The following is a 12,221-nucleotide window of genomic DNA, read 5'->3' on the forward strand; positions in this document are numbered from 1 at the left end:
GGAGTGACGAACGTATGGAATGGTTATTGTTTATACTCGGGGGTGCCTCGATCGGGGTGATTTCCGGTTTCTTCGGGATCGGGGGAGGAATCGTACTGACTCCGGTATTATTGATACTTGGTTACGAACCGAGCCAGGCGATCATGCTGTCATTGATGCTCACATTGGGTTCGACCGTGACAGGGAGCCTGTCTCATTTCCGTCTGAACAATGTGAATGTGAAATTGGCAGGAGTCCTTGGAGTCTTCGGAGTGGCAGGTTCTGTCATGACCGCGCCATTTGTCAAATGGCTCGACTCCATCAACGGTGCCGCGACTGTCATCTCGATTGCCTATATCGCCATCTTAAGCTGGTTCTCTTACCAGTTCATCAGCAAACGCGAGCAGGAATCAAAGGCAAAAGGAAAAGGTGCTGTTCCTGTGATCGGCTATTTTACAGGAGTTATATCTTCCCTGATGGGAGTCAGCGGCGGATTCGTGATGACGCCTTTACTGACCAAATGGATCAAATTGGATCTGAATAAAGCGATCGGCACGAGTATTTCGGCTGCTTCAATCATCGTGCTATCCGGCATCGCTTCCTATATGTATACTGGTGAAAGCCTTGACTACCGGCACGGAATTGTACTGATTATCGGTGCCCTGTTCGGCACGCCGCTCGGTTCCGTTCAGCTGAAACGTTTCTCTGTCATCAAAGTCAGGAAAATGCTTTCTTTCATGTACATGACCGTCGCTGTTAGCGTACTTTTGAAAATGCTCTCCCTCTCTGCCGTCTCATTCGGCATCATTCTCGCTTCCGTGCTGGCATTCTTCGGAATCCTTATTTATTCGGTTCAGCAGGAGAGAAGTTTGAGACAGATGAGGTGAGGACCCGGAACTGGAGGAAAGGTCCCTTGGGAGCCGGTTGGCAGGATGATGCAGTCATCGCCCAGGTTGGGTCTTTTCGTTCACCGGCTGCAGGCTGATACGATGCTGACAGTTTAGAATGATTATCAAAGGATCATATAATTGAAAAATGGAGCGTAATTTTTCTTGATAGGATCATAAATGCAAACAACGGCGCGTATTTTTTGTCGAACGGATCATAAAGTCTGAGAATGGATCATATTTCAGTCTCCAGCTCCTTTTCAACTCGGGGAGTGCCAGGATTTTTAATGAAAAAAGGGTCTTAAGACAAAATTTGATCAAAATCAAGGATAGAAACGTATATCTATAAACAAAGGGCAGTCTCCGTTACAGGAGAAACTGCCCTTTTGTATGCCGCTCCGTTAACGAGCTGATTCATGTTCCCTCAACCTAGTCATTCTACTGAAATGGGACACTTAACCTGACCCCGTGTCCCATCCAAAACGGGACACTTAACCTGTCCCCATGTCCCATTCTAAAACGGAACACCAAACCTGACCCCGTATCCCCTTATTTTTCCACAACAGGAATCCACATTTCACCATAAACCTTCCCATTTTGCTGCCCTGTTTCAACCGTTGTATTCGGTCCGCCGACATATGCAAAATCCTGTGCTTCCGGCAAGACTTGACCGAAGGCAATGCCGGTAACGGTATTTTTCATTTCTTCGGCCGTTTGCCCTTCGCCTTTGACGACGAGGTATTTCCCTTTAGGAAACTGGATCACCCTTGCTTCTTCAGGTACCGAGGCTGATTCTTTTGCCATGACCCCGGCATAATGCATCATTTTGTTATTCACCGCTTCATTCACGGCAAAGATGTAGTCGTTTGCCGCCATGCCTTTTAAGGTGTCAAGTCTTCCATCCTGGCTGACCTCCTGCCAGAAATCCGACTTTTCCCTGGCCACACCGGCATAGTCAGTGTAATCGCTCTTTAGCTCGGTTCCTAATCCTATCACGGTAAAGCTGTCTTTCTCTTCTAAGATATAATCTGCCATTTCGAAAACCATCCTTTTAGTAAAATTTATCAAGGAATTGTGTTGATTACTTGATGTCTTTATAATAGCGTTAAATAGTGTCAATAAATGATACCTTTTGGAGGCGCCGATGAAAAAAGTTGAACGGATCAATGTCATTATGCGGTATATCAACAACCGGGCTCACTTTACCATTACTGAACTCATGCAGGAGTTCAATGTTTCCCGGTCGACCGCCATCAGGGATATCAGGGAAATTGAGGCGATGGGGATGCCGCTTGTTTCTGAAGTTGGAAGGGATGGAGGCTATTTTGTCATGCATAATTCTGTCCTGCCCGAGGTCCGGTTTAATGATAATGAAGTCAAAGCCCTGTTTATCGCCTTTATGGCCACTAGAAATCAACAGCTCCCTTATCTGAAGAGCCGTCAGTCGATAGCGGAAAAATTACTCAGCCTCATCTCGGAAACGCAGCAAGACGATCTCATCCTTTTGAATCAAATCCTGCTTTTTGAAGGGACCAATCCCCATAATCCGGACTTGCTTGATCTTTCGGACCTCCCCCATCCCATGGTGGAAATGCTTTTCCAATCGCTGATAGCGGACCGATATTTATCCATCACCGTCAAAGAGGAGAAGGAAACGATCGCCTACCACATGTATTTGTTGCACCTTTATCATGAAAAAAGCCTTTGGCTGATAGAAGGCTTTGACTTAAAGGAAGAAAAGAAGCGGATTTTCCCAGCCGACATTCTCATCGATGTCAAACCCTGCTCTTCGGAAAATAGGTTAAGTAAGCAAGAGATTGCAGAAAAACTAAAGAAGCAGGAAGAAGCAGTCAACCTTGTCCTGGAGCTTGGTCCGGACGCAATCGCTCAGTATAAAAAATATCATCCCTTGAAAGTTTCAGTTTCGTATACGAATCCTTTCCAGACGACAGCGGTGCTGAAGATGTTTGTCGATGTCAGTAAGCCCGGGGAGTTGAACGAAATAGCGAACTGGATTCTTTTTCTCGGAGGAGATCTCAAGGTCAGGGAACTACCGGGGGAGGTGCTGGAATATGTACAGGGGAGACTGGAGTCATTCTGAAAACGGGACACTGGACCTGTCCCTGCGTCCCAAACCTGACCCCACGTCCCACCACAAAACGGGACAACGAACCTGTCCCCTTGTCCCGAAAAGGGGCAGTGTCCCTTATGCTTGGGATACTGCCTCTCAATCAGTTATTCACAGTGTTCATTTTTGTTTTTGTGAAGCGGCGGCGGGATGAGCCATCCTTTTTCTTTGTTTAATTTCAGGACTTTGCCACCCAGTTGGACTTTTTGCATGTGGAATTGGGCGAACATTGCTGCCACATCTTCCCGGATGCTTTGTCCGATGATCATGCTGCATGAAACGAGTCCAGCTGAGATGTTGGCGGACAATGCCGCCGCAATCGCCGGATCCGGCATGCGTGCTCCTGTCGGAATATCATCCAGGCAGGCACTCGGAGGCTCCGGTGGAGTAGGAGGCAAGCCGATGCCATTTTCTTTCAAAAGTTTCTCCACTTGCTTTATTTCTTCTTGTCCACCTTCTATGCTGTCTTTCAGCAATTTCTTCAGATCGTCATCTCCAGCATGGTTGAGCTGCATCTGATAACCTGCAACAGCTGATTTGGCAGTGAATAAGTAACTCCATGTGCCAAATACTTCGCCATAATGCAACGGTTCTTCCTGTGGATTTCCACTTAAAATACCCATAATCATCCTCCTGATATTCATAATTGCGGCACCTCTCATAACGATAGTACGTGCACAAAGATTATTTTTCCCGGAGGATCGGTAATCATGTATCAGGAATCAAGCTTTTAGATGGGAATGTTCAATTAAGGATTACCGCGGATCCCCGCTGTCCATAATCTCCTCCCACTTGCTTCCTCCATCCACGGACCGGTAAATATCATTCTTGTACGTCACAAACGTGATCTCGGACGGGTCATTCGGATTCACCGCTATGTACATGATCGGGTTATCCGCTTTTAAGGATGGCAGCCCATACTCGGTTTCTTCGAGTGTGTCCAGGTTGAATCGGACCAGCTTGATGGTTTCACCGTCTATGCTTGAATAGATACCGGTTTCGTCAGTTAACACGACACTGGTGGCAGGTTTGCCTTCCGTGACAGGGGAGAAGGTGTCCCCGCCGTCTTCAGATAGGAAGATTCCTGCTTGACTGCTGATGGCGACAAGGTTTTGATCGGTCGGGTGGGCGGCTAAAGCGATGATTCCATCGGATTCAACACCTTCCATCATTCTGCTTTCCCAGCTTTCTCCTCCGTCACCTGAAGAATATAGTCCGGTTTGTAGTTCTGAGTTCGGTTCTTCGTTTAAGACGAACAATTGGCCGGAGTCATATCCTGCAGAGAGGTAGTGGAAATCCGTTTCTCCGTAGAAAACAAGCTTTTCCAATGTCTTCCCGTTGTCCGTACTCTTGATGAGTCCAAGTGGATTCTTCAAGTCGGAACCGCTCCGGGTGACCGCTTGAGTAAAAGCCGTCTTTATAGGGAGAGAATCCCATGTAGTCATGTTTATTGCTGTTGGCTTCTGTCCATTCGTTTTCTTCGTATTTAAAAAGGCCGTTGTGCGTGGCAATGAAGAAAGCATCCTCCTTGCCGGGATAGCCTGCGCCGTGTAAGTGTTCAACATTTTCTGTTTCCGGGCTGACAAATTGATACCCATCCTACTGGGAAGACGAACATCCTGACATGATCAACCCTGATGCAAGGTACAAACCAATCGTTTTTTTGAATTTCATTTGTTTTCTCCTGCTTTCATTTAGACTTTCCACTGATACCCGATTCCCCACACAGTAGATAAATGATCCTCAATTGGAAACTGCGAGGATCTCAGTTTATCCCGAAGATTGCGGATATGCGAATCCACCGTGCGGATCTCGGTGTGCGACCGGCTGTCCCATACCATCAACAGGAGCTGCTCACGAGTATATACCCGTTCTGGTTTTTTCATTAAGGATTCAAGTAATTTGAATTCCTTCAAGGTGAGGGTGATCTGTTTTTCACCATGGTTTAATGTATAAGACTGATAATCCAATGAAATATCCCCTCTGATCAGAAGGTGCGAATCAGCCGTATTGAATTCATTATTATGTCTCCTTAATACGGCTTTGATTTTAGCCAGCAGCACGTCTTCGTCGAAAGGTTTTGTCAGGTAATCATCAGACCCCAGTTCGATGCCCTTGATGAGGTCGGCTTTCGTGTCTCTTGCGGTCAGCATGATGATCGGGATCGTCGAGAAGGTGCGGATTCTTTCACATGCTTCCCATCCTGACATCTCGGGCATCATGATGTCGAGCAGCATCAGATCGAATTCATCCTTCTTCAGACGCTGGATTGCTTCATGCCCATTGTTCACTTTCACGCATGAATAGCCGTGTGGTTTAAGAAAAAGTTCAATCAGATTCAGCATTCTTGCTTCGTCATCTACAATCAGAATGGTTGTCATCGCTTGTCCTCCTTGATCGGGATCGTCAGTTGTACCACAGTTCCTTCGCCGGGGGTACTCTCCACGTTGATGTCCCCGTTATGTGCTTCGACCAGTTCTTTGACGATTGATAATCCAAGGCCGGATCCCCCGAGCTCTCTTGAACGGGACTTTTCAACCCTGTACAAGCGGTTGAAGATGTTCGGTAGCTCGGCTTTATCAATCCCGATACCTTCATCTTCGATTGTGAATACGACATGGTTCATTTCACGGTTGACGGTGAGAGTCACGGTTGAATCCTCTTCTGAATATTTTCTCGCATTATCGAGCAGGTTTATGAAAATTTGTTCCAACCGGATCGGATCGGCATGGATCATCAGATCCGGTTCACATTGAAACACCAATCTCATGTTCCCGGAAAGAAAAGCGGGATTCACTTTCGCATGGAGTCTGTCCAGGAAAGGGCATAGTTCGACTGGTTCTTTCGAAATGGTGAAGGCATTCTCATCAAGCTTTGCGAGTTCAAAGAGATTCTCGACGAGTTTGACGATGGTCCCTGTTTCTTCTTCGATGATGTGCAGATATTCAGTCCGCTCCAGTTCGTTGATCCCGTCCCGCTGAGCGATGGCTGTGTAGCCTTGGACATACGTCAGGGGTGTTCTCAGTTCATGCGAGATGTTGGCCAGGAATTCAGCACGCCCTGCCTTTACGGTAGTTAAATCATCCGAAAGCTTCTGGATGGCATTCGATAATTGCCCGAGTTCGTCATTCGCGCCGCGCGGTAGCCTCACGTTGAAATCTCCCCTGCTGATTTTCTCGGTGGCGGTCTTCATTTTAACAAGCGGTCTGGTCAGGATCTTTGAGAGGATAAAATGAACGACTATCATCAGGATGAAACTGAGCACGCCCGCTATCAGAAAGTGGGAATTCAGTTCGTTGATCAGCGCCCGTAAGGATCCCGTATGCTTGAACATAAAGATATATCCTGACTGGCTGTCTGTATAAAAGGAAGAGACCGATGCGATATAATCGTTGTTTCGGTAATCATCCTCTATCATTCGGCTGCTGCGATACGAAGTCGCTGGTGTTTTCTCCTTGATTCGTTTCATTTCAGGGGCGACTCTATCGGATGCAATGATTGTGTTCAGCTGTTTATCCGTGACTACGACAACCGTATCCGTTTTCGTCTCCATCAGGGCGATATGCTGCAGCGTCTGTTGGGAATAAGTATCCTCCAGGACATCGCGATGGCTTTCGCCTCTGGATTGGATAGCACTCATTTCTTCCTCTATACGGCTGTTCACGATATTTTCATGAAGAAAAATCAATATAAAGACGACCAGGATAAATACAACGATCGTGAAAGATAACGTTAATTTCGTTGATAGTTTCATCATCAAACCTCGATTCTGTACTACTTCTAATCATAATCGATATTTTTGAAAAAAGTTTGCAGTTACTCCCGTTTTGTCACGCCTACATATATTTTGCAAAATTACGGGGTAGAATCTTTATTGACTACATTAAAAGGAGGAATCATCATGTTAAAAACACGCGTTGTCCTATTATTCATCACATTGCTCATCCTCGTATTGGGTGCATGTTCTAATAATAACGAAGAGAGTAGCGGAAACAAAGGATCAGAAAATGAAGAACCGAAGATGGAAGAGAAAGAAGAAATGGAGGACATGGACCATGGAGAGATGAATCATTCCGGTTCAGGCGAGGTTCCGGAAGGTCTGGAAGAAGCAGCGGATCCGGAATTTGAAATGGGAAGCAAAGCCATGATCGAAGCGGATCATATGCCTGGGATGAAAGGTGCCGAGGCTGTGATTGCAGGAGCGTATGACACGACAGTCTACACCGTTACATATACGCCGACGACCGGTGGGGAAAAGGTAAAAAACCATAAATGGGTCATTCATGAGGAGTTGGAGAACCCTGCGGAAGAACCTTATAAACCAGGCGATGAAGTCGTCTTGAATGCTGACCATATGAAAGGGATGAAGGGAGCGGCTGCGACGATCAATTCTGCCGAAGAGACGACGGTCTATATGGTGGATTACATGCCGACCGACGGCGGGGAAGAAGTGACGAATCATAAATGGGTGACGGAGAGTGAGTTGGCTCCTGTCGAATAGTTGATTGGCGGTATGGGACTGTACTCCGGCTGTAGATTGATCTTGGGCCGGGGAATGGTCTTTTTTTCTTTGGACGGGTTGAGGCTTTTTCACCCTAGCGAAAATTGCCTCTTCTGCCCCTTTTGAAAAATGAGAGATTTTTTAATAGTAATGATTTATTAATAATAATGAAATGGGTAAATAAGCTCCTATACTCACCTATACCACTTCCTTACTATGTGCATAGAATAAATATGTACTAACTGTAAAGGGGGTGAGAGAATGAGTGGAAATTGTAACCGGAATGTTGGCGGTGCAAGGGATAGGGATGATCGCTTCAAAGTAAAAGTAAACAGCCATATTGATGGAGATGAATTTTGCAGAGGCGTCCGCCGCTGCCTGAGAGATGTACTTTCAGAGAGAGATGATCGCGATAGAGATCGTAATAGACATCATGATAGAGGCTGTAGATGGTTTTAGTTTATGGTGAAGAGTCTTCCAGTTAAAGATTAGCACCCTCAAGTTTGGACAACCCTGCTGAATTATTATAACCAAGGGGACAGGCCAAGTGGCTCTCTGAAGCCACCAGGCGTGTCCCCTTGGTTCGTTTGAGACTAACTAAACGACTCAAATGCTTTCAAACGGCATAGGGGTCGTTTTTTTGTGTCGAAATGTGGCTGCTTTTCAATCGGAATATTTATTGTGGAAAGAGACAAGATAACAAAAAATATGAAGAAATTAATCTATGCTCATTGATAGAGTGAGTATCGGAATGTACATACACCCTGAACGAATATGAAAGGAGGCATAGAGTTGATCATACATAGGCGGTCTAAGAAAAGTAAAAAGTCAGCACGTGATGCTGAGAAAGAATCCGAAACGAAGAACCTGTTGGAGATCGACGATTTATTGCACCAGTGCAAGATGTCCGCCGATTTCATTTCATTTCGATACTCTGAGGACAGTGAGTATTATATTCATTACTTTAAGAGCATCATCAATCCGGATATTCTACATGAGTTTATTCTTCCTTTTCTTAGGGACGCGCAGTCTGGTGATACTCTCTTCATGATTCAGGAAAAGGTGTCCATCGACAGTACTAAGATTGTGAAGGATTTGGAAACGGTAAGGGATTCGCTGCTTACGGGGGCAGTCCTTGTTCAGCAGAAAGGGAATGTGGAAGAGGCTCTCATGATTCCGGCGGTGGCGATAGAGAAACGATCTGTCAGCATGCCCGAAGTGGAATACAGTGTGGTCGGACCAAAGGAAGCGTTCGTCGAATCTCTGGATGCCAATTTGAATCTCATTCGCAAGAGGCTCCCCATCCCTGAGTTGATCGTGAAGGAACTGAAGGTAGGCAGATTGACGAAGACGAGGGTAGCCGTCATTTATATCAAAGAAGTGGCCAATGAGGAAAATGCCAATACGATGTACCAGCGCATCGAAGATATTGACTTCGATAACATCATCGACAGCTCCTTTATCACCCAGATCATTACGGACAGCAGCAGTTCTTTCTTTCCGCAAATGATTGATACAGAGAGACCCGACCGTGTTGCAGGGGTGTTATCTGAAGGGAAGATCGCCGTACTGGTAGATGGTTCGCCGCATGCGTTAACCGGTCCAACCCCTTTGGTCGAGTTCTTCTCCGCATTTGAAGACTACTTTCTATCTTGGCATCTTGCATCTGCCTTTCGTTTAATCCGTCTATTCGCAGTATTCTTTTCCGTCGTTTCCACGCCTTTATATGTTGCGGTTATGACCTTCCATTATGAAATGATCCCGCAAAATCTGCTGAATCCATTGATTGCATCGAGGAGCGGGGTTCCATTTCCCCCGATATTGGAAGCGATCATCTTGGAATTGACCATCGAGTTACTGAGGGAAGCGGGAGCTAGACTTCCTACGAAAATCGGTCAGACCATCGGTATCGTAGGTGGTATCGTGATTGGGACCGCAGCGGTGCAAGCAGGATTAACGAGTAACGTACTCTTGATTATCGTCGCTCTCGCAGCACTGGCTTCATTTACCACGCCTGTCTATCAGATGGGTAATGTGATCCGTCTGATTCGGTTTCCGTTTCTGTTGTCAGCTCAGTTCTATGGATTATTAGGAGTCACATTCACTTTCGCGCTGATATTAGGTCATTTACTGAAGTTAACTTCGTTGGGGCGGCCATATCTGGCACCTGTCTATCCATTGAGGCTTGTGGACCTTAAAGATGCCTTATTCCGTTTGCCGATGTATTCTCAGAAAGAACGCCCGATACAGATGAGGTCTCATGTGCCTCAGCGCTTTTCGATGAAGCACCATAAGAAGAGAAATCTTGATATTGAAGAGTAAAGGAGTTCATCTTATGTATCCGTTGCCTAAAGAGGATAAACAGGTTTCTCCTTATTTCGTATTCTACTTGATTCACTCCATGCAAGTAGGAGTCGGCATCCTCGGGTTTGAGCGTATTATCGCTCAGTCAGCCCGCCAAAATGCCTGGATTGCCGTCATCATAGCAGGAATCATCATGATAGGATTGGTGTTTCTGTCCTACCGTATTTTAAACAGGGGAAAGAATGATATTGTCGCGATACATCATGATGTCTTTGGGAAATGGATCGGAGGCATGTTCAGCTTATATTTCATCTTATATTATGCGATATTAGTCCTCGTCATTTTGCGGACATACGAAGAGGTCATCCAGGTATGGGTCTTTCCTGATGTAGGTGCTTGGGTGTTCCTGCTTATTATCCTGCTGATCGCCTACTATTATGTGATTGGAGGATTCAGGGTGGTCACCGGTATAAGCTTTCTTGGTGTGATATACGGGCTCCCTCTATTACTTGTTATGTATTTTCCACTCAAGAATGGTCATCTTGGAAATCTTCTTCCGTTATTTGATGTTACATTTCGTGAGTTGTATGAAGCTACTAAAGGAATGACCTTGAATTTTTTGGGTTTTGAAGTTCTTTTTATGTTCTACCCCTTCATCAAGAAAGCAACTAAATCAGAGAAATGGGCGTATTTCGCTGTCATCTTCAGTACGTTTATTTATTTGGTAACCTTATTAGTGACATTTGTCTATTTCAGCCAGGAACAATTAAAGACGACCATCTGGGCAACGCTGAGCTTGTGGAAGATTGTAGACCTGACGATCATCGAACGATTTGAATACGTGGGAATTTGCATTTGGTTCTTCGTGATCCTGCCGAATATCTGTATAGGACTTTGGTGCGCCAGCAGAGGGATGCATCGGCTTTTTTCCATTAGACAAAAGACAAGTCTTCGATTTATTTGTTTGCTTGTACTGTTGTCCGCCCTATTTTTCCGAGATCGTCAGCTGGTCGATACATTAAACGATATTGTTTCACAGATAGGGTTATACACCATCTATTTTTACATTCCATTCTTATACGTTGTTCAAATGATCATGAAAAGGTGGAAGAAAACGTGAAAAAGTTCCCGATACTGATTTTATTCCTTGCCGCGATAAGTGGATGTACACCTGGAACCAAGATACTGGAGGATATCCAGCTTATCCAGGCGGTTGGCTATGATGAAATGAATGGTGAGGAATTCAAGATAACTGCTGGCGCAACCTATATCCCCCCTGGCCAAAATACAGAGCCCAGAAATCTGGTGTTTACTTCTGTCGGGAAAACAACGAAACAAATCAGGCAGCAAATCAAGACAAATTCGGCCAAACCCATTGAGACCGGAAGAGTAGGCGTTGTTCTCTTTCAACAGGAAGTGGCGAAGAATGGAATTGAACGGCATATTGATAACTATCAAAGAGACGCGAATATAGGAAGGGATATCCATCTGGTGACGACTCAAGGAAGCACGGAAGAAATTCTGAGGACGCGTTACACAGAAGGGGATTCGGTTTCTCAACATATCATTGACGTGGTGGATCAAAACATGGATCATACAATTCCAGACAGTAACCTGCATGACTTCTTATCCCAATATTATGCCAAAGGGTATGACCCGTTCATGCCTTATGTATCGAAAGATGAGGATCAACTCAAAGTGCTGGGTGTTGCTTTATATAAAAAAGACAAATTAGTCGATACGCTGTCACTTAAAGAATCTTATATCCTCAAGTTATTATACGAACCCATAAGAAAAGGACAATTCGAAACAGAATGGAAGGATGGCCGCTATATCAGTACCGAAAACCTCCATTCCCACACAGATTACAAAATCAAGAAAGAGAGAGGCAGATACCATGTCCAACTAACTATTCACTACAACGGTGAAGTCTCTGAAAGTGGCGGGATGGATTTGACCAAGGAAAAAAATATAAAAAAAATGGAACGTGAAGTGAGCAAAGCCATCGAGAAAAAAGCGCAAAAGTTAGTCGAAAAATTCATTGCTCTCGGAGTCGACCCGATCGGACTTGGCGAGAGGGCCAGACAGCAAAAGCTTTACGACAAGAACTGGGAAGAGAACTATGCCGACTTATCAGTAGATGTCAAATCAAAAGTGAAAATCACTCAGGGCGGGATTATTGAGTGAGGGGAGCCGTTGGACATTTGGGAGTTGTAAGCCCCCCTTTAGCACAGAGGGACGGTATTATAATTCCAATAAGTTAAACACGTTGAATTGGTAGTCTGATCCCTACATTAAATCCTAATGAAAAGGGATTACTCAATCCTCATATATAGAAAAATATGGTATACTAACTATGCCTGATGTTACCAGGCGATCTTTGTTAAGGGAGGCGTTCATTATGAATAACCATTTTGAATCG

General features: G+C 45.1%; 12 protein-coding genes. 7 read left to right on the top strand and 5 right to left on the bottom strand.

Annotated elements, in window-relative coordinates:
* The first annotated feature begins 14 nt into the window (after positions 1 to 14).
* Positions 15 to 866 (top strand): sulfite exporter TauE/SafE family protein, encoded by an 852-nt coding sequence (locus V6B33_RS00230; protein ID WP_334215735.1) that lies wholly within the window; start codon positions 15 to 17, stop codon positions 864 to 866.
* 549 nt (positions 867 to 1,415) lie between these two features.
* Here V6B33_RS00230 and V6B33_RS00235 read toward each other — a convergent pair.
* Positions 1,416 to 1,901: a GyrI-like domain-containing protein gene (locus V6B33_RS00235; RefSeq protein ID WP_334215736.1), complete on the bottom strand. Its 486-nt coding sequence runs from the start codon at positions 1,899 to 1,901 to the stop codon at positions 1,416 to 1,418.
* A gap of 109 nt (positions 1,902 to 2,010) precedes the next feature.
* Here V6B33_RS00235 and V6B33_RS00240 point away from each other — a divergent pair, with 109 nt between their 5' ends.
* Positions 2,011 to 2,967 carry a helix-turn-helix transcriptional regulator gene (locus V6B33_RS00240; RefSeq protein ID WP_334215737.1) on the top strand — a complete coding sequence of 319 codons (957 nt, stop codon included), beginning with the start codon at positions 2,011 to 2,013 and terminating at the stop codon, positions 2,965 to 2,967.
* A gap of 134 nt (positions 2,968 to 3,101) precedes the next feature.
* Here the strand turns inward: V6B33_RS00240 and V6B33_RS00245 are convergent, their stop codons facing one another.
* The 4 genes from V6B33_RS00245 to V6B33_RS00260 form a co-directional block, all read right to left on the bottom strand.
* Positions 3,102 to 3,617 (bottom strand): DUF3231 family protein, encoded by a 516-nt coding sequence (locus V6B33_RS00245; protein ID WP_334215738.1) that lies wholly within the window; start codon positions 3,615 to 3,617, stop codon positions 3,102 to 3,104.
* Between the two features lie 132 nt (positions 3,618 to 3,749).
* On the bottom strand, positions 3,750 to 4,505 hold the full coding sequence (locus V6B33_RS00250; protein ID WP_334215739.1) for a WD40/YVTN/BNR-like repeat-containing protein: 756 nt from the start codon (positions 4,503 to 4,505) through the stop codon (positions 3,750 to 3,752).
* Between the two features lie 183 nt (positions 4,506 to 4,688).
* Positions 4,689 to 5,375 (bottom strand): response regulator transcription factor, encoded by a 687-nt coding sequence (locus tag V6B33_RS00255; protein WP_334215740.1) that lies wholly within the window; start codon positions 5,373 to 5,375, stop codon positions 4,689 to 4,691.
* Positions 5,372 to 6,751 (bottom strand): sensor histidine kinase, encoded by a 1,380-nt coding sequence (locus tag V6B33_RS00260; protein ID WP_334215741.1) that lies wholly within the window; start codon positions 6,749 to 6,751, stop codon positions 5,372 to 5,374. Before V6B33_RS00260 ends, V6B33_RS00255 begins: the two co-directional genes overlap by 4 nt.
* A gap of 144 nt (positions 6,752 to 6,895) precedes the next feature.
* On the opposite strand from V6B33_RS00260, the gene V6B33_RS00265 reads away from it, so the two are divergent.
* The 5 genes from V6B33_RS00265 to V6B33_RS00285 all read left to right on the top strand — a co-directional run bounded on the left by V6B33_RS00265 (position 6,896) and on the right by V6B33_RS00285 (position 11,986).
* Entirely contained in the window at positions 6,896 to 7,495 is a 600-nt protein-coding gene (locus tag V6B33_RS00265; protein WP_334215742.1) for a YdhK family protein, read from the top strand.
* Between the two features lie 261 nt (positions 7,496 to 7,756).
* Positions 7,757 to 7,954, top strand: coding sequence for a hypothetical protein (locus tag V6B33_RS00270; protein ID WP_334215743.1), 198 nt, complete (start codon positions 7,757 to 7,759; stop codon positions 7,952 to 7,954).
* Between the two features lie 444 nt (positions 7,955 to 8,398).
* Complete coding sequence (locus V6B33_RS00275; RefSeq protein WP_442915454.1) at positions 8,399 to 9,817, top strand: spore germination protein; 1,419 nt, start codon at positions 8,399 to 8,401, stop codon at positions 9,815 to 9,817.
* Positions 9,818 to 9,830: 13 nt separating this feature from the next.
* A complete protein-coding gene (locus tag V6B33_RS00280; protein ID WP_334215744.1) occupies positions 9,831 to 10,919 on the top strand; it encodes a GerAB/ArcD/ProY family transporter in 1,089 nt (362 codons plus the stop codon).
* A complete protein-coding gene (locus V6B33_RS00285) occupies positions 10,916 to 11,986 on the top strand; it encodes a Ger(x)C family spore germination protein (RefSeq protein WP_334215745.1) in 1,071 nt (356 codons plus the stop codon). Before V6B33_RS00280 ends, V6B33_RS00285 begins: the two co-directional genes overlap by 4 nt.
* The last annotated feature ends 235 nt before the right edge of the window (positions 11,987 to 12,221 follow it).

The organism is Mangrovibacillus sp. Mu-81, assembly GCF_036867415.1.
In the GTDB taxonomy this organism is placed as follows: Bacteria; Bacillota; Bacilli; order Bacillales; family Bacillaceae_B; genus Rossellomorea.